The organism is Hyphomicrobium sp. ghe19 (assembly GCF_902712875.1).
Taxonomy (GTDB): domain Bacteria; phylum Pseudomonadota; class Alphaproteobacteria; order Rhizobiales; family Hyphomicrobiaceae; genus Hyphomicrobium_B.
Genome location: NZ_LR743509.1, coordinates 1,268,604 through 1,288,881, shown reverse-complemented (window position 1 = coordinate 1,288,881; position 20,278 = coordinate 1,268,604). Strand labels below are relative to the sequence as shown.

The following is a 20,278-nucleotide window of genomic DNA, read 5'->3' as shown; positions in this document are numbered from 1 at the left end:
GGCGAGCGCGCGTCTATGCAAAAAAATGCGGACGCCCGCTCCCGCCGACACCAAGACGGCGGCCGGTGTACATGGATTGTGCTAGACTTCCACCATGAGCGAAATCGCCATTCGTAAAATCATTCATGTCGACATGGACGCCTTCTATGCCTCGGTCGAGCAGCGGGACAATCCCGAGCTTCGCGGCAAGCCGGTCGCCGTCGGCTATGGTGCCAAACGCGGCGTCGTCGCGGCCGCGAGTTATGAAGCACGCCCGTTCGGCGTGCGCTCCGCCATGCCCTCGACGACGGCGCTGCGGCAATGTCCCGATCTCATCTTCGTGCCGCCGCGGTTCGAGGTCTATCGCGCCGTCTCGCGCCAGATCAGGGAAATCTTCGCCGAGTACACGCCGCTCATCGAACCGCTTTCGCTCGACGAAGCCTATCTCGACGTCACGAAGAATTTGCGCGGCTTGCCGACGGCTTCCGACACCGCCTCGGAGATTCGCGATCGCATTTTCGCTGAGACCGGGCTGACTGCCTCCGCAGGGATCTCCTATAACAAATTTCTCGCCAAGCTCGCCTCCGACATGCGCAAGCCGAATGGGCAGTTCGTCATTCCGCCCCAGCGCGGCGCGAACTTCATTGAAAGCTTGCCGGTCAAGAAGTTTCACGGCGTGGGACCGGTTACGGCTGATAAACTCAACGGGCTCGGCATCCACACCGGTGCCGATCTTCGCGCGCAAAGTCTTGAATTCCTGCAGCAGCATTTCGGTAAATCCGGCGCCTGGTATTACGCCATCGCGCGCGGCGAAGACGACCGGCCCGTCGAGCCCAACCGGCCAAGAAAGTCGTCGGGCTCCGAAACCACCTTTGCGGTGGATCGCATCCTTCCCGCGGAGATCGAAGCCGGAATCCTCGAAATGGTCGATGAAGTCTGGGCCTGGTGCGAGAAGAACCAAAGCTTCGGCGCGACGGTCACCGTTAAAATAAAATACGCGGATTTCACGATCATCACCCGCAGCCGCACTGTTACGGGAACTGTGGCAACGCGCGATCGGCTTCACGATATCAGCTTATCGCTTGTGCGATCCGTCTATCCGGTCACGACCGGCATTCGTTTGGTTGGCGTCGCTGTTTCCAAATTTGCATCCGACACCGACGACCAGCTTGATCTCGCTTTAGATGCGAAGCACAGCTAGAAGTGCGGGCTTGTCGGGCACATCAGAGTCGACATTTCTCCGGAGATGTATCCGCCTGATCAAGCGGCACGCGATGCCGCTTTTCAAGCAATCCAATCGCGTGGCTGAACGGCAAAGACTCCGCTGGATAAGAGCGCTCTATTTGCTGTAGAAAACACGAAGCAAGCCTCAAGCGCGTGCGGAAGTGCGGCTGACCAGCTTCCCCTACGCCCTGTCAACACCAAAAGAATCCGAGTCTGATGTTGCTGAAAGCCTGGACACTCCGCCTCCACCGATGGTTGGCGCTCATTTTTGCCTTGCCGTTGATGATCATCTTTTTGACGGGCCTCATCCTGGCATTCGAACCCGCGATCGTGGCTTCGACGCTGAAGCCGAACGTTGTCGACGCGACCAAAATCGAAGCGGCTCTCGCCAAGCATGATCCGGAAGGGACCGTAGACCGCATCTTTGTTCACGGTCATCTCGGTACGCTTGTTCTCCGCGACCGTGGCGGTACGGAAATCGATCTTGAGACCGGCGAGATCGCTAGCCAACCGAGCACCACGCTTGCCGTGTATTCGCTGGCGCGCTGGATTCACAAAACATTGCTGCTCGACGACGGCGGCTGGGGCGTGACCATCACCACCATCGCGATGCTCTCTCTGGTTGTGATCGGAATCGTGATGGGCACCAGACCATTGCGCAACACGGTCAGCGGCTGGCACACGGCATCCGCATGGACTGCCCTGCCGCTCGTCCTCATTGCGCCGCTCACCGGGCTGGCAATGCTTTATAAGGTGACGTTTTCCGGACCGGAGCCGTTTATTGCGGCCGACGCTGCGCCGCGCTCGCTCATCGAAGCGCTGCGCATTGTTGCACGCGACCGAGATCTGGCGAAGCTCTTGACCTTGCGCCTGAGAAAAAGCGGTGCCGAAGCGCGATTCATCGAAGACGGCGAATACCGCAACTACGCAGTTTCGACGGGCGGTCTCGTTGTCAAGCCGCGCAATTGGCCGAAGCTGCTTCATGAAGGCAATTGGGCGGGTGTCTGGTCCGCTTCCGCCAATGCGGTGACCTCGCTGGTTCTGATTCTGTTGCTTTCGACGGGACTTCTTTTGTGGTCGCGACGCCGGCTGAGGCGCCGCCGGCCATCACGCGGCGCCGTGAAATCCGATCCGAGCCCCCGGGAAAAAATCCTCGTCAATTAATCAGCACACATGCACATATGTGACACTTTTGTGCCACCACGGTCCGCATGTTTCGTTTTTTTGTATACAATCTTGTAAGCTTGTGTTCGGCATGATGTTTATCCCTCACATTTTTGAGGGGAAACGGAATGACTTGGGACGTGCGTGTTCACTCGGCTTGTGCGGCGCTGGCTTTGGCAGGCTCTTTCACGGTTGCCGATGCGCAAGAAGAAGGAACGGCGCTCCCGCCTGTCACCGTTACCGCAACCGAACAAGAAATCCCCGGGAAGAAAGCAGCAAGCAAAAAGGCAAAGGCGTCCCAAAACGCTTCGGCTCCTTCGTCTCAAGCGCCTGCAACGCAACCATCGGAGTCCCAGTCCACAACTTCGGCCACTGCTTCCGGTAACGCGGTCAGTAATGCCGCGGTCGACGCGCTCGCGCTCCGTTCCGAGGCTCCGAACGCCACCGTCGTGATCGAAGGCGCGCAGCTGCAGCAATATAACAATTTGAGCATCGGCGACGCCGTGCGACGGCTTCCGGGCGTGACGTTCCCAGGCGTCAATCGCTCACGCGATATCAAGCTCCGCGGCATAGGCAAAGAATACACGCAGGTTCTGCTCGACGGACGTCCGCTCCTCGACGGCGATTCGAGCCGAAACATGGAAGTTGACCGTATTCCGGCAACCTTCATAGAGCGGATCGAAATCACGCGCAGCCCGCTGGCCAGCATGCGTTCGGAGGGTGCCGCCGGCACCGTAAACATCATAACCCGCCGCGATTTCGGCCCATCCGGCGGACAGATTACGGTCGGCTCCGGCCACGTCGAAGGCAACGGGACGCCCGGCGAAATTTCGGCCTGGAATGGCGGACAAGTTGGGGCTCTTCGCTATTTCATCGGCGGCGGATATCAGCGCCGTCTGGTTCAGGAAAGCTCGAGCGAGTTCGTTTTCAGCACGAACGGGACGACGCCCAGGGGCGGCAACCTTGTCGACCAGCATCGGAAGTTCGACGAATATACGTTCCTGTCTCGCTTCGAACTCGCTATCGACCCCGCTAACACGATCGTTTTCTCACCGACCTATCTACGCACGAATGAATTTCGCGACCAGCACACGCTCCGGCTGAACAACAACCAAGAGTCGGCCAATCGCGACACGCACGAAATACGTCACCGCATCCGCGAAACATACGGCAGCTATCTTGAATGGCAGCACGCATTCAGCGGGGTTTCAAGCTCAAGCGTCTTCTTCGATTATCAGCGCGGACGCGAGGACACGACGAGAGAATCCACGCAAACGAGTTTGCCTGGCGGCTCGCCGGTCGTGCAGGCCCCGCGCTTCGTTCCCATAGACCTCGAACGCATCGCTTCCGGCGGCTCTGTCACGACGCGCGTCCACGGCCATGAACTCGAAGCCGGACTCGGCTGGGCACAGACGCAGCGCGCCGAGAACGAGGTGCGCGGTCTGACCAACGTTCCGCTTCCGGAGCGCAACTACGAGATCAGCGAAGCAATTTATCACGCCTACGTCAGCGATGCGTTTTCGGTTTTCGGACATGACAAGCTGACGCTCGGTCTGCGGTTCGAGTACAGCATCACCGAAACGATAGATTTTGCGAAGACCCGCTTCGACAACGATGCAGCGGATTTGAATCCGTCCATCCAATACAAGCTCGCGGTGGCTCCAGACCTCGACTTCCGGTTGGGCGTCGCTCGGACGCTGCGCCGTCCCGATCTGCGCGACCTCACACCGACCGTCGTCACCGGAAGCGGAACGATTGCCGATCCGGATCAGCGCGGCAATCCCGGCATCTCGCCGGAAAAGATATGGGGCTTGGATGTCGGCACCGATTTCTTCCTCTTCCAGCGATCGGGACTTTTGTCGGCCAATTTATTTGCGCGTTCTTTCGAGGACAAGATCGAGAGAACCCTGACGCAGGAAGGTGGATCCCCGCGCTGGATCTCGACGCCGCGTAACGCCGGCGACGGCGAGCTCTACGGCGTGGAACTCGAGGGCCGTCTGCCGATGCAGATGATCGGGCTTCCGGATCTGACGCTATGGGCCAACGGAACGGCGATGAAGTCGGAACTCACCGATCAGCAGACGGGTCAGACGCGCCGCTTTTCGGAGCAGCCGGACCTGATCACGAACATCGGCGCCGACTACTACGTGCGCGCTTGGGCAACGACGTTCGGGTTGGGCTACAACCGCACTTACGCATATGACCAGAACATAGAGCAGGTGAACGGCACGAGCCAGCATACGAGCTTCTCAAATCTCGATCGCTTGGATGCTTCGGCACGCATCTCGCTCGATGAGCACGTCGTTCTGACTTTGTCGGCCAGCAATCTCCTTCGCGCCGACGACGATCGCACGTTGACGACTCGCGATTCTGGCGGGACGATCACGGCTCGGACGCACAGCATCGAGCCGTCACCTTCGATCTATTACGCTCGCCTGTCGTACGGCTGGTAAGAACGATTGACCGCCAAAGATGAGGCACAGAAAATTTGCGCACGGTCCTGGGATCGTGCGCAAATTTTGTTTCCGATGCGCTTTTCAAATGTCCAGCGGCGTCAGGCCGCGCGACTGCCGCCCGCGTCGGTATCACTCGCCGTTCGGCTGACCGAGCCGGGCGCGGAGGCGTGGCACCGCCCAGTCGATGAAGGCCCTCAGCTTTAACGGCACGAGACGCCGCGACGCCTCTGAAAGCTTCCCGCCTCGACGATCGACATGAAGACGGACATCGCGTTCCAGGCGATCCATAGGCGCGCGTTTTCCAGTTATCGAAAACGATGTCTCGAATTTAGCGGATTACTGAAAGAGTTGCGGAACTTCATCGTCATTACGATGCGACGAAGTCACTGACCGTGCCGATTGGCAAGGGTCTGGGTGACAAGCAAGCAGCAGATTCGGAATTTCCGCCCGGGAATTATTCCGACGAACATGTTAGAACCGCTCGCTCTTGCCGAGGATACCCAGGAAATGTGCGTAAACCAAATCCGACGTATGCGTTGCGCAATTCCTCAGCATTCCGCATAGAACCCATTATGGATCGAGCTAACATCTCGAGACACGGCTTTTGCCTGTGCTGCATTGGAGCGGCACAGGCGGGTCTGGCTGGGTGGCTGACGCCACGCGCGGCTTATGCCGTCGTCAGCCTGATCAAGGACAGCGCCGCTGTCGCAGCCATTACTGTTCACCATCTCCGCGGCAATGTCAGCGTTCTGGAAGGCTCGGGCGGGAACGTCGCCGTGCTGACCGGCCCAGACGGAAAAGTTCTTATCGACGCCGGCATTCGAGTGTCGCAATCCCAGATGACGAAGGCGCTCGACGCTCTCAGCACCGATCCCATCACGCATCTCATCAATACGCATTGGCATTTCGACGACGCCGACGGCAACGAGTGGCTGCACGCGGCCGGTGCCAAGATCACCGCCCACGAAAGGATTTTTCACTCGACTGGTCTACGAGGGCGTCTGAAACGCCCGCGGGTTCAATTCCGACAAGGAGTGACGCCATGCACGTGCGAGCCAGCCGCCACCGAGCCTGGATGACGCTATCCGCCCTTTTGTTCGCGGCCGGGATGGCTGCAGCCGCCACGCCCGTGACCCACTACCGTACCGCCGACGTCGACGGCGTCAGCATCTTCTATCGCGAGGCCGGTCCCGCCGATGCGCCCGTCGTGCTGTTGCTGCACGGATTTCCAACGTCTTCTCACATGTTCCGCAACCTCATCCCGGCCCTCGCCGACCGCTATCACGTCATTGCACCGGATTATCCGGGATTCGGCGAAAGCGCTGCGCCCGATCATAAGCAATTCGCCTACACGTTTGCCCACTATGCCGATCTCATGGACGGCTTGGTCGCCAAGCTCGGCGTTCAGCAGTACGCGCTCTATCTGATGGATTACGGCGCACCCGTCGGCTACAGGCTTGCGATCAAGCATCCGGAACGCGTCACGGCGCTCGTCATCCAGAACGGCAACGCCTACGAGGAGGGCCTCAAGAAATTCTGGGACCCGATCAAGGCCTATTGGGCCGATGGCTCCGACGCGCACCGGGAGGCGCTGAGCTTTCTCGTGAAACCGGAGACAACGAAATTTCAGTACACCGACGGTGTCAGCGATGTGACGCGCATAGACCCCGATAATTGGGGCCACGATCAGCCCCTCCTCGATCGGCCGGGCAATAAGGATATCCAGCTTGATCTGTTTCTGGATTACGGGACGAACGTGCCTCTCTATCCGACGTTTCAAGAATTCTTTCGGGAGCGGCAGCCACCGGCGCTGATCGTCTGGGGAAAGAACGACACGATCTTTCCAGCCGACGGCGCCTATCCCTACAAGCGGGATCTACCGAAGGTCGAGTTTCATCTGCTGGACACCGGCCACTTCGCGCTCGAGGACAAAGCAGATGAAATGGTCCCCCTGATCCATGACTTCCTCGATCGCAATCTTGCTCCGAAGGGAGGCCCGTGAGGAACGGCATGCATGCAACCTTGATGACCGCAATGGCCGCCTGATTGCATCTTTTCTTTTATGAATGACTGACGCTCGACAAATCCCTGACCCCTATTCCCGCCGACGCGCTTCTTAGAAGGTGACAGCGATGACGCGATCCTCTCCCGATCCCACGCACATCGTAACCGCGTTCGGCGAGAAGCCGATTTTCAAGCCTGGCGACCCGATCCGCATCGCTGACAGGTCGCCCATCGGACATTATCGGGTGCCCCGCTACCTGCGCAGAAAGCTCGGGCGTATCAATGCCGTGATCGAGCCGGCCTTCATCGACAACAAGGAAGAAGGCTTCGGAAGGTCACAAGTGATCGCTAGCAATCACTCGTTTTACAAAATTTCTCGCTCCATGAATTCCGCTGATGCGTAACAATCGGAAATCCGACCAGTGAAGGCCATTGAAGCACCTGTCGCGCCGACGAGCACCGCCCTCGCAAGGGCGGCGCTCGCGCTACGGGCAAGCCCCATTGTTGCTGAACTGAACCGTCATGCCGGGGTTGGCGCCCGGAGTGATTGCTCCGCAAGGGTTGTTGGCGGTGAGACTGTTGCCCGATCCTGAGAACGCGTTGCCGCTGCCGGACAGGTAGATCGCCGATCCGTTGACGAACGAGTTGAACGCGTTGTTGCCGATCGTTCCGCCATTGTTGTTGAGAAGAAGGATGCCGCCAGATCCAAGGCTTCCTGTGATCGTGTTTCCGACGATGGAAATCTGCGTATTGCCATTGGCGAACGACATGCCGGAGGCACTCGCGATCGTGTTATTGCTGATGGTTATATCGGTGTTCGAGTCATTGAAGACGAACGAGCTCGCTCCATTGGTATCGGTGATATGGTTGTTGGTGATTTTAATGCCGGAGTTGTTGTCGAAAAAGCTTACAGCAGACCTCGTATGTTCGAATGTGTTGCCATCGATTGTAATATCGCTGCCGCCGCTCCCAAAGCGAATGCCCGTGTTGATGCCGGTGAAGTAATTATTCATGGCCGACGCGTGAGTGGCGTTCGATGCGAAACTCACTGCAAATTGACCGCCGAGGTTCGTGAAAGTGTTGTTGCTCACGTACATGTTCTGCTGGCCATTGCTTGCTGCGCCGATGCCGTAGTTCAGGGAGCCGGCGCCAACGCCGCCACCTTGGATATCGAGGCCTGCAATGTGCGTGTTACTGCCAATGTACAATACGGCGGAGCTGTTCGCGTTGACCAACGTCGCTTGCTGGCCGGGTGCGGTGAAGTCGGCGATTGTCCCGGTCGTGCGCCCCTTGAGCTGGATTGTACCCCCGCCGCCGACCAACGTCTGATCGGCCTCCAAGATCTGATGTCCAGTCGGAGCCAGCGTATTCGTGATGGCCCCCGATCCGCCCTGAGCGATGATCAGGGTGTTGGCGCCCTGGGCGGCTGATACGGTCGTTACGCCGCCAGCGATCGTCCCGTCGACGATTGCCACCTTGTCGAGTTGGACATGCGTTGCCGCATCGTCGACGGCCTCCGTCGCAAGCGTGTTGGTTGTCGAGGAGTTCGTTTTGATACTCGACACGATTTCCGTGTCGCGCCTCAGCCCTTCCGACATGCGTCGCTCCTGCGGGCTGAGCGAGGCAAGGCTTGGAGCACCGTCGAGCGGTATCCGAAACCGGGCGCCCGCCTCCAGGCGGTCACCGCGTACGTCGTCCGAGGAGTACCCGGTCTCGAGGGTGAGTCTCGAGCCTGGCGCAGCGGCAATCACGTCATTGAATCGCAACTCGGCGCGCAGCTTTGGGCCTACAATAGCCTTGTCGGCATCGTCATTATCGAAATAGAAGCCGCCGCCGTAGACGCGCAAATCCAGCTTCGCCGGATCGAGTTTCAGCGCCTCCACCGGCAGGCGCATGCCGATCTCCGCATCGATGCCGCCCATGGCGTATTCGAACTGGCTCGAGGTGACTGTCTCGACTCCGGTCTGCATCATGATGCTCGAGCCGCTGAGCAGTATTGTGGGCACGCCGCCACTCGAAGAGCTGAAGCTTCCGAGATCGTTGCTGGCATTCAATGGCATGTAGCCATTGATCCGGGCGTCCCAGTTATTGGATAGCATTTCAATGCCGCCGGCGACTCGATGGAACGTGCTGCCTGAGTCAGTGTTGCCGACGTCGTAGCCACCCCAAAAACCTAGGTTCCAGCCGTCGCCGTACATGTGGCGGTAGCCGAGCGCAAAGTTGCCACCCTGCTGGCTTTCCTCGAACAGCTGGCCGCGCGCTTCTCCAAAAAAGACCGACGTCGGCGATTGCATGAACGGCACCCACAGCGTCGCCTCGCCTCGCGCCTCATCCTTATTGGAGTAAGAGGCGCCGCCATCGATCCAGCTTCCCCATTTCTGCGGCTCCTCTCCGGCTTCTAGTCCAGTTGCTGAACAGAGGAGGAGCGCCAGAGCGGACGAGACGATCTTCAGCGACATAAACTTTCCTTCGTGTTTCGGTCACGCATGAGCACATCGCCCGCAAACTGCCGAGCGTCGCGACCGTCGTCTTGGGCTGTGCTGCCAGAGCTGTGCTGGCGGCGACAGCGGGAACAACCATTTGGGCACTGTGGCATTGATGGCACGCGCTCGAAGAGGGCGGGCCGCACCCTGCCTTGACGGCAGGCATCCGTCGGACTGGCTGCTGGGACTGGACTGGCGCGACAATGTCATGCCTCTCGCGACAAGACGTCGGGATGCTATCGGGCCGTGGCGTGGCCATGGATATCGTCCGCACAACGAAGATGCGCGATTGGTCACATTCTGCTCGCGGACGGTTGCGCCAACGCTATAAGGACAGCCCGCACTGATCGTCTTGGAAAGTCTCTATGCAGATCCTCGTGTTTGATGCCGCCGATCTGCCTGGTGACGAGTGCTTGCGTAAAGAGCGCTGGATAGATTCACTTGCCTCTAGCTACGTCAGGCTGCGCGCAGATGCGAAGCCGAACGTTCCATTCAGGGGCCAGCTTGAGATTATGCAGTTGGAGGCGACTGCTGTCGGGCGCATCAGGGGCACCGTGCAAACGATTGCAAGGACGGAAGCTGATGTTGCCGCTGAGAATACCGATAACGCGGTGCTCCTGCTCAACACGGGCAAAGAGCAGATGCTCGTCGAACAGAAGAACAAAAGCATCGTTTGCACGCCAGGCGAGGCGGTCCTGATCGAGCAATGCGCGCCCTCGCTCATTGCGGCAGGCGCCAACCAGTTTTGTAACTTTGTGGCGGTTCAAATGCCGCGCCAACATCTCGGACGCCATGCTCGCCGGATTGAAGATCGCTTCTTGATCCCGATCTCCGGCTCGGCATTGGCTTTGACGCGCGCTTACGTCGATACGCTTCTCGACAATTCCAATTCACTTCAGGGGGACGTTGTCCGATTTGCTCCGAGCCATATGGCCGAACTCATCGCTGCGGCCGCAGCACCGGGAACCATGTGCGAGGACGGGTCGGCTGCGAACTCTCGCGCTCTCGTCCGTCTTCGAGCAATCAAGGCCGATATTCGAGATAACATCGGCGCGAAAGATCTATCGATCGCTGCCATCGCTGTGCGCCATCGCCTCAACGCCCGCTATGTGCAGCGGCTTTTCGAGGCGGAGGCAACAACGTTCTCAGAGTTTACACTTACGGAGCGCCTGATGCGCGCCCACAAGTTGTTGGTGGAAGCTCCTTACCAACATCTCAAGGTAAGCGAGATCGCCTACAGTTCTGGCTTTTCCGATCTCTCGTATTTTAACCGTGCCTTCCGGCGACGCTTTGGCAAGACACCTTCGGATGTGCGCAATGACCGGGAATAACGAGCCGCGTGGAAGAGTGATTGTCGCGGTAAAATCCCGTCACTCCTGACCGGACAACACGCTTTGTTCGTCGCGATCGTGCCTCCGAGATCTGCAACAAGTCTTCCCGCGCTTCGCCCGGCGTCCGTGAGTGCGCAACGCAGAACTCGACACTGGCTGTGTGTTGCGAGCCCCCTCAGCCTACCCTGCGAGTTTTGGGAGACCACCTTCCGCCCACGAAGAAAAACAGGCTGTCCGGGGCCCGCAAGGACTTCTGACTCGAAGTGAATGGATTTACTAAGTCACTCGATCGTGACGCAACAACATCGATCCGTTTGACTAGAGGCAAGGCGCGGCTGAGAGTGAAAGAAGACGGGCGGGCTACTGCATATCCCTAGTGAGGCTGATATGAAGTGGACTATTATTTGCTCGAAATTCTCTGCAATTCGATTTCTCACATTGCTGTTCTCCTTTAGCGTGTTTCCGATCGCCATCTGTCCCGCGCAAAGCGCGACACCGCAATCTGCTGCGCAACAAGCGAAAGCGGATGACACAAGGGCAGTTTTCAAAAGGTTGAACGACTACCTGAGAAGCAGCGACGTTCAGTTCCAGACGTCCTACGATTCGCGCAACACGTCGCTTGGAGCTTCTCGAGGCACGGCTAGGTTTTACGTAGCGCGTCCAAACCTGCTCAGAGTCGAGCTCTCCGGAACGGGCTTTTCCTATGTGATCGTATCGGACGGAACGATCTTCACAATTTACGACGAGAAAAAGCGAAAATACGCGCAGCTTCCGGCGCCGGAAAAGCCGATTCAGGCGGTAAACCTATTTACCGGCTTGGCCGTCTTTGAAGCGCAGGTCCTTCGATTTCTCGGCGCAGTTAGTGATGTCGCAAATGGCGACCCAAGCGTCAGAACCGATGTCGGCGGATCGGAACGCGTTCAGGATACGCAATGCAATCGATACAGCATCGGATATGCATCCGACCGAGATGCGGACAAATGGGACGTTTGGCTTGATAATAGCGGTGTCCCGCTTCCCTGTAAGACGGTGTTAATGAGCCAGAACAACGGGAGTGTGCAGACAAACCTGTACGATTGGACGAACGGTCGATCTCCGCCGGATGCCTTCACGTTCAACCCACCGGCCGGAAGCACGAAGGTCAGCATCGGTGATTTGGATATGCGGCCGCCATACTGAGGCGCATTCCTAACCTTGCGTCGGCACACCATTTTGGCGCTGCGCCATTCCATTGCCCTCACCCTCGACGCGAGGACGAGAGCCCGGCCGGAGGCGCTCACGCAGCGCTTGAAATGTGACGTAGAGAGACGGTATCGCGAAAATGCCGATGACGGACGCGAATATCATTCCACCGAATACCGGCGTTCCGACGTCTCGTCGCGCAAGTTCCGAAGCGCCTGTTGCGATGACCAGCGGTAGCAGGCCCAGTATGAAGGCCAAGGACGTCATCATCACCGGCCGGAACCGCAACCTGCTGCCTTCGGTGGCGGCCTCGCTGAGAGCGACGCCGCGTTCTCTTTGATCCTTGGCAAACTCGACAATCAGAATACCGTTCTTGGCGGCAAGACCGATCAGCACCACCATTCCGATCTGGCCATAGAGGTCGAGGGTCAGACCGCCGATGACGATCGCCGCAAAAGCCCCAAAGACACCGATGCTGACAGACAGCAGAACCGGAACTGGAATGATCCAGCTTTCGTACAGCGCGACGAGGAACAAATAAGCAAATAGCAGCGCAAACCCGAGAATGATCGGCGTTTTTCCCTCGGCGCGCTTCTGCTGAAATGCCGTGTCGGTCCATTCGCCTGCGTAGCCCTCAGGCAGCGTGCGCGCAGCAACCTCCTCCATGGCGTTGAGGGCTTGTCCGGATGAAACGCCCGGCGCGGGGCTACCCTGAACAGTCGCTGCTCGGACATTATTGTAGCGAATGATCGCCGGCGGGCCGATGACGGGGCGAACCTCCAATAGACTACGCATCGAAATCATTTCGCCTTTCGCGTTCCGCACATTGATCCGGTATATATCACTCACGCTCGTTCGATCTGAGGCATCCGCCTGCACTTGGACTTGCCACGTCCGTCCATAGAGATTCATGTTGTTGACGAAATATCCGCCGAGCGAAGCCTGCAGCGCTTGGAACACGTCGCTTAGCGACACGCCGAGAACCTGCACCTTGTCTCTGTCGATTTCGAGATACAGCGAGGGATTGGTCGCTGAATAGGTGCTGAACACGCGAGACAGTTTCGGATCTTGATTGGCGGCGACGAGCAGGCCGCGCATTACCTGCGCCAATGCTTTCGGGTCACCGCCGCGCAGGTCCTTCAGCACGTACGTAAAGCCGCCGCCGGACCCAAGGCCAATGATCGGCGGGGGTGCCAAAGGCACGACGGTACCGCCGACCAGTTCTCTAAATTTCGGTCCGAGCCGGGCGATAAGCGCGTTCACGCCCTGCGAACGATCCTCCCGCTCCGAAAACGGCTTGAGCGTAACCACCATAAAGCCGGCGTTTGCCTGCGAATAGTTGTCGATGAAATTGAGGCCGATAACCGAGGTGACATCTTCGACCGCCGGCTCCCCCTTCAGAATCGCTTCCGCGCGCTTCATGATGTCCGTGGTGCGAACGACCGAGGCGCCGCCGGGAAGCTGAGCAATGACGAACAGCGCACCTTGGTCGTCCTCTGGTAGGAAGCCGGTTGGCGTTATCTTCGCCAGGCCGACGATTCCGGCGAGCGCAACGGCAACAAGGACCAAGCCGATCAGGGAGATCCGCAGCATGCGTGCAACGGCGGCGCCATAGGCGTCTCTGATATAGTCGATCCCTCTCATCGCTGCGCCGATGAGCCCTCTTCGAGGTCCATGGTGCGGCTTCAGCAGAATGCCGCACAAGGCGGGCGAAAGCGTTAGTGCGTTGATTGCGGAGAGAAACATCGATACCGCGATCGTCACCGCAAATTGACGAAACAGCTCGCCCGAAATTCCCGGAATGAACGCCACCGGCACGAACACGGAAAGCAGCACGAGCGTGATTGCTATGATCGGCGCCGTGATTTCTGTCATGGCGAGCTTCGTCGCCTCGGCGCTCGACAGTTCGGGGCGCTCCTCCATCACGCGCTCGACGTTCTCAACCACGACGATCGCGTCGTCGACGACGATACCGATCGCCAGCACCACAGCGAGCAACGACACGGTGTTTGCGGAATATCCGATTGCGAGCAGAACGATGAATGCGCCAATCAAACTGACGGGCACCGCGAGAGTCGGTATCAACGTTGCCCGGATGCTGCCGAGGAAGAGATAGACAACGATGACCACCAGAATAAAGGCTTCGATCAGCGTCTTTTGCACTTCGTGAATAGTCTCAGTTACGAACTCGGTGGGATCGTAGGTGACTTTCCAGACCAGATCCGGCGGAAATCTCTTCTCTGCGTCCGTTAGCTTCGCACGGACTTCCTTCAGGGTTGCGATCGCGTTGGCGCCGGGGGCCTGGTAGATGGCGATCACCGCTGCGGGCGAACCATTGAAAAGCGTTTCGCGATCAAGGTTGGCTGCGCCGAGTTCGAGGCGAGCGACGTCACCAAGCCGCAATACCGAACCGTCCGGATTCGTCCGCAACACGATCTTCTCGAAATCCGAAACGTTGTTGAGGCGTCCCTTTGTCTGGATATTGAGTTGTAGCTGTTGCTCGTTGGAGATCGGACGCGCGCCGATACGCCCGACAGCGGCTTGAAGGTTTTGCGCGTGGATCGCGTTTATAATATCGCCGGTCGTAAGGTTCAGACCGGTGAGCCGGTCAGTCCGAACCCAAGCACGCATGGCATAATCCTGGGGCCCCCAAAGCGTCGCGTCACCGACACCGGGCGTACTTTTGATCTTGTCGAGAAGATTGATCGTCACATAGTTGGAGAGAAATAGCGGGTCATAGGTATGCTTCGGGGAGTAGACCGCCAAGACACCAAGGAGTGCGGACGACTTTTTCTTTACCGAAACTCCCTGCCGTTGCACCTCCGGCGGCAAGCTGGAAAGCGCGACTTGGACTCTATTATTGACGTTGACCGTGTTGATATCGGGATTGGTGCCTATCTCGAACGAGCAGATGAGCGTGTAGCTGCCGTCATCGCCGCTCACGCTCTTCATGTAGATCATCTTGTCGACGCCGACGACCTGCGCCTCGATGGGCTGAGCAACAGTTGCGTCGACGACTGACGAATTGGCGCCGGGATATGTGGTCGTGACCTGCACCTGCGGCGGAACGATATCGGGATACTGGGCGACCGGTATCGCATATAGAGCGAGCGCACCGGCGATTGTGGTGACTATGGCAATGACGATTGCCAGACGGGGACGGTCGACAAACAGCGCGGACAGCATCGGGTTAACTCCGATCGGCGGTTCCGGGCAAAGGCGTTGCGATGACCGATGATCCCGGACGGACCGACTGCAAGCCCTCCACAATCACCTTTTCTCCGCCCGATAGGCCTTCATCGACTATGATGTCGCTTCCACTCTCGCTGCCCGTTTTGATCCGCCGGACGGATGCTTTGCCGTCATCGACGACGAAGACGTAAACACCTTGCTGGTCTGCAATGAGAGCAGCCTGGGGGACAACGACTTTTTCCTTAGGCTCGCTGGCTTGAATGGCAACGCGCACCAGTTGTCCGTCTATCAACGCGCCGGTTGGATTGGGAAACTTGGCGCGCACGAGAACAGTGTCGGTCGAGCGATTGACCGTGACGTCCACAAAATCGATGGTACCAACGTGGTCATATGTACGGAGATCGGCGAAGCGCAAAGTCGCCTTCAGTTGCGTGACGTCGAGTCGGCGCCCGCTCTCCTGTACACGTAAAAATTCCCGTTGGCTGACGGGAAACGTTACGTACATCGGATCTTGACTGACGATGACCGTCAGTGGACCGCTATCGGGGCTGACGACATTTCCTTTGGTGACACTCGTCCGGCCGATTTTTCCGGCGATCGGCGCTGTGATGTCGGTGTACCCAAGGTTGATCTTGGCCGTATCGAGAGCCGCTTGGTTGACGAGAATGGTACCCTTGGCTTGGTCGTCCGATGCAAGCGCCTGGTCTCGCGCGACGGCGGTGCCGGCGTTTTTCTCGTAGAGTTCGCTCGCTCGTTTGAGCTGAACCTCACTCAAAACCTTTGCGGCTTTGCTGCGCTCCAACGCCCCCGCAGATTCATTCACCGCTGCTTTGAAGAGCCCGCTCTCGATGCGATAGAGAGGAGCACCAACTTTGACCATGTCGCCTTCTTTAAATTGAACCGCTTCCAAGTATCCCGTAATTCGCGCTCTAATCTCGACACGGTCGATCGCTTCGACGCGCCCCACAAAATCGAGGGCGGATGATACGGGTTTGCGCTCAGCGGTCGCTACGCCGACGGAAATTTTTTCCGGTTCGCCTTGTTGTGCTTGAGCTTGTTGTGCATCTGCCTGTGAGGCCGCCACGCACAAGACCACGACCACGAGATTTGCAAGGCGCATTTCGGCCTCCCTTAATTTTTCACCGACCGATGTCGGATGCTGCTCAACTAATGCGGCTCGGGAATAAATTTGAAGGGATATGCATCGCCGGAATCGCCAACATGCCTCTTCGGCAGCTTGACCTTGTCACGCTTTATTTCGACATAAGGAATTCGGCTCAGAAGGTGTTCGATAATGTTCAGCCGCGTTCGTCTTTTGTCATCCGATCGCGCCACATACCACGGCGCCCAGGATGTATCGGTCGCCGAGAACATCTCATCTCTGGCATGGGAATAGTCGTCCCAGTGGGTGTAGGATTTCAGATCCATCTTTGAGAGCTTCCAGATCTTTCGACCATCATCGATGCGCTCCTCGAGCCGCTTCGTTTGCTCGTCAGGACTTACCTCAAGCCAGTATTTGATGAGGACGACGCCGGAGTCGACAATCGCCTTTTCCACTTCCGGCACGATCGTAAGGAAGCGTTTCGCCTGTTCCTCAGTACAGAAGCCCATCACGCGCTCGACGCCTGCGCGATTGTACCAACTGCGATCGAAGATCACGATCTCGCCGCCCGCTGGAAGGTGAGGCAGATAGCGCTGAATGTACATTTGCGTCTTCTCGCGCTCCGTTGGGGCGGGAAGCGCGACCACGCGAAAGATGCGCGGACTTACCCTTGCTGTTATAGCTTTTATGGTGCCGCCTTTGCCGGCTCCATCGCGTCCCTCAAATACGACGCAGATCTTCTGGCCTTTGTGTCGAACCCATTCCTGTAACTTCACGAGTTCGACGTGAAGCTTCTCAAGCTCGCGCTCGTAGTCCTTGCGCTTGAGTTTTTTAGTGCCTGACGTCAGTTCTTCGGAAGTGTGAGCTTTAGCGTCTTTGCCGTGTTCCATTTGAGTCCTCAGCCAAACCGAGTGCCCAACCGTCGCCAATTCCAAGCCCTAGCCGATTGTGGCTGATAAGAGCCGCGCTTGAAACAACTCTTCAAGTTCCTCGCTATTAATTCGCTATTGCGCCGCGGAAGCGCATGAGAAGCGGCCGCCTAAGCTTGCGGAGTTAGATAGAAGGCAAGGCCGAGTATCAGGTAAACGGCGAGTAGTTGAACGCCCTTTAACCAATCTGACCGGCCGTCGCTTGCGACCTGCCCCGTAATCACTACCGCTACAAACACAGCGAGCAGCAAGCCCTTCCCGAACAGGAGATCCATAGGCTGTGGTCCAACAAGCAAGCTTGCCAGAACGAGGACAGGTGCCACGAAGAGTGCAACTTGAATGCTTGATCCGATCGCAATCGATAAGCTGAGGTCCATGCGGTTCCTTACAGCTGCGGTAATGGCTGTCGAATGCTCGGCAGCATTTCCAATTATGGCGATGACGAACACACCAACGAAAATGTTGCTCAGTCCGAACGCGTGCGCAGTCGGCTCGACCGTGCCAACGAGGATCTCGCTCAGCCAAGCAATTGCAACGGTGCAAGCAGCCAGGACTAAGATCGATCGTGGGAGCGTCCACGATTGCGCTTGCTCGGCGTTCTCCGAGGCCTTCGCGCCAAGAAAGAACGTCGGATGAGTCCATAAGGAGAATACGAGAAACATGGCGTAGACAGCCAAAAGCACGAGAGATATCGAGATACTCAGTGCTCGCTCGCCTCCGGCATACCTCTCTCCTACCAGAACACTGTAGGCGGCCGGAATGACGAGCGCGATGACCGCCAAGGTCAGCATCGTCGCCTCGGCGCGGCCGCCGGCAAGATTGAAATGCTGCTCGCGATGGCGCAGGCCGCCAGCCAGCATGGCCGCGCCAAGCACAAGAAGGATATTTCCGACGATTGATCCGACGATCGTCGCCTTGACGACGTCATGAAGTCCGGCACGCAAGGCGGCGAGAGAAATGATCAGCTCCGCCGCGTTGCCGAATGTCGCATTGAGCAGCCCTCCAACACCTTCGCCGGACCGGTCCGCAAGCTGCTCGGTGGCCCGCCCGAGCCATCCCGCCAAGGGAAGTATAGCGATCGCCGCCGAAGCGAAGATCGGCGCATAATGGCCCGGAGCGAAGTGGTTAAGCGCGATTGCGACGGGGCCGAAGACCAGCAACCAATTCGGCATCGATTGTCTCCGTGGTTCGCGACGGTCATGGACGCCTGTCCTCCCAATCGACCCAGTCAACAGGATGAGTGTCCAGGTAGGCGCTGACGGCTGCGCCGACGGTTGGGAAGAACGACTGCTCACCGAGTGTTGTGAGCAATCCGAAACGCTTCAACTTGTCTTTGACGGGGTCTTTCAGCTCCGCAAATAAAAGCTCTATGCCTGCCTCTCGCAAGGTGCTGTCGAGTTCCGCCACCACGTCCGCCGCGGTGACGTCGACGCTTGTTACCGGCTCCGCGGCAACGACGACCCACTTCACCGGCGTAGGCGAATTCTCGACGGAGGCAATCACACTTTGCTGAAACAGCTCGGCGTTTGCGAAGAACAAGGGCGCGTCCCACCGGAAGAGCACAAGACCGGGCACCTGCCGTGCCTGCGGGTAACGATCAATGTCGTGATAACCTTTGACGCCTTCCGCTCGGCCGAGAATAGCGAAGTGGGGCCGCCAGGCATCCCAGAGGAATTCGATGACGGCCACGATCACAGCGAGGGCGATTCCCTGGATGGCACCGAACACGGCGACCCCAGCAAAGCACAGCATCGACAGCCAGAACTCCCATTTCTGCATGCGATAAATGCGGATCAAATCGTGGACCTCGATCAGTCCAATCGCCGACGCGATGACGACCGCGGCAAGCGCGCTCATCGGCAGGTGCTGCAGCAAATTCGGCGCCGCCATGATGAGTAGGGCCACCGCAATCGCTCCCACGACGCCCGTCATCTGCGTCTTTGCGCCAGCCGCCTCTGCGACCGGGGTGCGGGAAGAACTACTGCTGACTGGAAAGCCCTGAAAAAACCCGGTTGCGAAGTTGGCTGCTCCGAGGCCGATGAGTTCCTGATTGGGATTGACGTATGTTCGTGTACGCGCAGCGTAGGCGCGCGACAGGACGCTCGTATCGGCGAAGGAAATGAGAGCGACGGCGAGGCCGCCGGACAGAACTGCTGTAAAATCTGCCGTAGTGATCCAAGGCACCGCGAACGCCGGCAGACCTTGCGGTAATGGGCCGAGAACCGATACGCCTGCTTTTTCGGACAAGCTGAAGATTCCCACGACGGCAGTCGCGCCGATGACGGCGATCAATATTCCCGGGACGATCTTCAATCGCTTGAGAATGAAGATCGTCGCCAGGGTTACGGCTCCGACACCGAAGGCAACCCAGTTCACTCGTCCGTTGATTATGCCGCTACCGATCGCCCAGAGGTCGCGTAGGGGACCAACGCCTTCGACCGAAAAGCCCAACAATTTTGGTACTTGGCTGAGCAGCACCGTCAAGGCGATGCCGTTCATGTAGCCGTAGCGTATTGGCTTCGAAAGAAGCTCCGTCACAAAGCCGAGCTTTGCCAATCCCGCTCCGATGCAAACAATGCCGGAGACGATGGCCATCGCACTCGCAAGGGCCACCGCGCGCATTGAATCGCCCGCCGATAGCGGCAGCACGACAGCAAGAATGACGGCGGCGAGCGATGAATCCGGCCCAAGCACAAGAATGCGGCTTGGGCCAAAGACGGCATACACGAGCAATGGGATGATGGTCGCGTATAACCCATAAATGCCGGGCACGCCCGACGCGACAGCATAGGCAATACCGACAGGCACCAGCATCGTGGTGAGGACCAAGCCAGCCACGATGTCATGCCGCAGCCAAGCGGCATCGTACTCCTGCAGCATTCGAACGCCGGGAAGCCAACGCTTCAGGCCGGACTGATAAACGGCGTCGTGCGGACGCGATAAGCGACCTTTTCCGGATGCGGGCGCGGGCGGATCAATGTGCATCTCTGGCGCCCTGAAAGGGCAGTCCAACAATCGCTTTGCAAACTGCTATTTCACAATTGCGCTGTTGAGCAGCGGCCGCAAGAGAGAGAGAGAGAGAGATCTTCGTTGCGCTTCTCACCCATCTTGCAATGCACAGCAAATCACGCTCGCGCTATCGCTTGATCGGGCAGCTGAACAAGATCCCTCGCTCGTCCATTACTCTTTGTACTGCATTTTAATCAATCGATTGTGAATAGCATTCGGGGAC

General features: G+C 58.2%; 15 protein-coding genes. 8 read left to right on the top strand and 7 right to left on the bottom strand.

Annotation, left to right across the window (positions count from 1 at the left end; all coding sequences use genetic code 11):
- Nucleotides 1–94 precede the first annotated feature (94 nt).
- The 3 genes from dinB (at nt 95) to AACL53_RS06070 (ending at nt 4,820) form a co-directional block, all read left to right on the top strand.
- Nucleotides 95–1,180 (top strand): DNA polymerase IV, encoded by a 1,086-nt coding sequence (gene dinB / locus AACL53_RS06080; RefSeq protein WP_339083511.1) that lies wholly within the window; start codon nt 95–97, stop codon nt 1,178–1,180.
- A 239-nt stretch (nt 1,181–1,419) separates the two neighbouring features.
- Nucleotides 1,420–2,367 (top strand): PepSY-associated TM helix domain-containing protein, encoded by a 948-nt coding sequence (locus AACL53_RS06075; protein ID WP_339083509.1) that lies wholly within the window; start codon nt 1,420–1,422, stop codon nt 2,365–2,367.
- Between the two features lie 128 nt (nt 2,368–2,495).
- On the top strand, nt 2,496–4,820 hold the full coding sequence (locus AACL53_RS06070; protein ID WP_339083507.1) for a TonB-dependent siderophore receptor: 2,325 nt from the start codon (nt 2,496–2,498) through the stop codon (nt 4,818–4,820).
- A gap of 132 nt (nt 4,821–4,952) precedes the next feature.
- On the opposite strand, the gene AACL53_RS06065 is transcribed toward AACL53_RS06070, so the two are convergent.
- Nucleotides 4,953–5,111 carry a hypothetical protein gene (locus AACL53_RS06065; protein ID WP_339083505.1) on the bottom strand — a complete coding sequence of 53 codons (159 nt, stop codon included), beginning with the start codon at nt 5,109–5,111 and terminating at the stop codon, nt 4,953–4,955.
- A gap of 284 nt (nt 5,112–5,395) precedes the next feature.
- On the opposite strand from AACL53_RS06065, the gene AACL53_RS06060 reads away from it, so the two are divergent.
- The 3 genes from AACL53_RS06060 (at nt 5,396) to AACL53_RS06050 (ending at nt 7,231) form a co-directional block, all read left to right on the top strand.
- A complete protein-coding gene (locus tag AACL53_RS06060) occupies nt 5,396–5,902 on the top strand; it encodes an MBL fold metallo-hydrolase (RefSeq protein WP_339083503.1) in 507 nt (168 codons plus the stop codon).
- A 29-nt stretch (nt 5,903–5,931) separates the two neighbouring features.
- The gene (locus AACL53_RS06055; RefSeq protein WP_339086894.1) at nt 5,932–6,825 is read left to right on the top strand and encodes an alpha/beta hydrolase; all 894 of its coding nucleotides are present in this window, start codon (nt 5,932–5,934) and stop codon (nt 6,823–6,825) included.
- A 130-nt stretch (nt 6,826–6,955) separates the two neighbouring features.
- Complete coding sequence (locus AACL53_RS06050) at nt 6,956–7,231, top strand: SH3-like domain-containing protein (RefSeq protein ID WP_339083501.1); 276 nt, start codon at nt 6,956–6,958, stop codon at nt 7,229–7,231.
- Nucleotides 7,232–7,312: 81 nt separating this feature from the next.
- Here AACL53_RS06050 and AACL53_RS06045 read toward each other — a convergent pair whose 3' ends face one another.
- A complete protein-coding gene (locus AACL53_RS06045; RefSeq protein WP_339083499.1) occupies nt 7,313–9,286 on the bottom strand; it encodes a right-handed parallel beta-helix repeat-containing protein in 1,974 nt (657 codons plus the stop codon).
- Nucleotides 9,287–9,675: 389 nt separating this feature from the next.
- Between AACL53_RS06045 and AACL53_RS06040 the strand changes: the two genes are divergently transcribed.
- On the top strand, nt 9,676–10,641 hold the full coding sequence (locus AACL53_RS06040; RefSeq protein ID WP_339083497.1) for an AraC family transcriptional regulator: 966 nt from the start codon (nt 9,676–9,678) through the stop codon (nt 10,639–10,641).
- 552 nt (nt 10,642–11,193) lie between these two features.
- Nucleotides 11,194–11,820, top strand: a complete 627-nt coding sequence (locus tag AACL53_RS06035; protein ID WP_339083495.1) for a DUF2092 domain-containing protein — start codon at nt 11,194–11,196, stop codon at nt 11,818–11,820.
- A gap of 9 nt (nt 11,821–11,829) precedes the next feature.
- Here AACL53_RS06035 and AACL53_RS06030 read toward each other — a convergent pair whose 3' ends face one another.
- From AACL53_RS06030 to sulP, 5 genes are all read right to left on the bottom strand, one after another.
- The gene (locus AACL53_RS06030; RefSeq protein WP_339083493.1) at nt 11,830–15,009 is read right to left on the bottom strand and encodes an efflux RND transporter permease subunit; all 3,180 of its coding nucleotides are present in this window, start codon (nt 15,007–15,009) and stop codon (nt 11,830–11,832) included.
- Nucleotides 15,010–15,013: 4 nt separating this feature from the next.
- Nucleotides 15,014–16,135 carry an efflux RND transporter periplasmic adaptor subunit gene (locus tag AACL53_RS06025; protein ID WP_339083491.1) on the bottom strand — a complete coding sequence of 374 codons (1,122 nt, stop codon included), beginning with the start codon at nt 16,133–16,135 and terminating at the stop codon, nt 15,014–15,016.
- Between the two features lie 47 nt (nt 16,136–16,182).
- A complete protein-coding gene (ppk2, locus tag AACL53_RS06020) occupies nt 16,183–17,007 on the bottom strand; it encodes a polyphosphate kinase 2 (RefSeq protein ID WP_339083489.1) in 825 nt (274 codons plus the stop codon).
- 149 nt (nt 17,008–17,156) lie between these two features.
- A complete protein-coding gene (gene cax / locus AACL53_RS06015; RefSeq protein ID WP_339083487.1) occupies nt 17,157–18,218 on the bottom strand; it encodes a calcium/proton exchanger in 1,062 nt (353 codons plus the stop codon).
- A 25-nt stretch (nt 18,219–18,243) separates the two neighbouring features.
- Nucleotides 18,244–20,031: a SulP family inorganic anion transporter gene (sulP, locus tag AACL53_RS06010; protein WP_339083485.1), complete on the bottom strand. Its 1,788-nt coding sequence runs from the start codon at nt 20,029–20,031 to the stop codon at nt 18,244–18,246.
- Between the last annotated feature and the right edge of the window lie 247 nt (nt 20,032–20,278).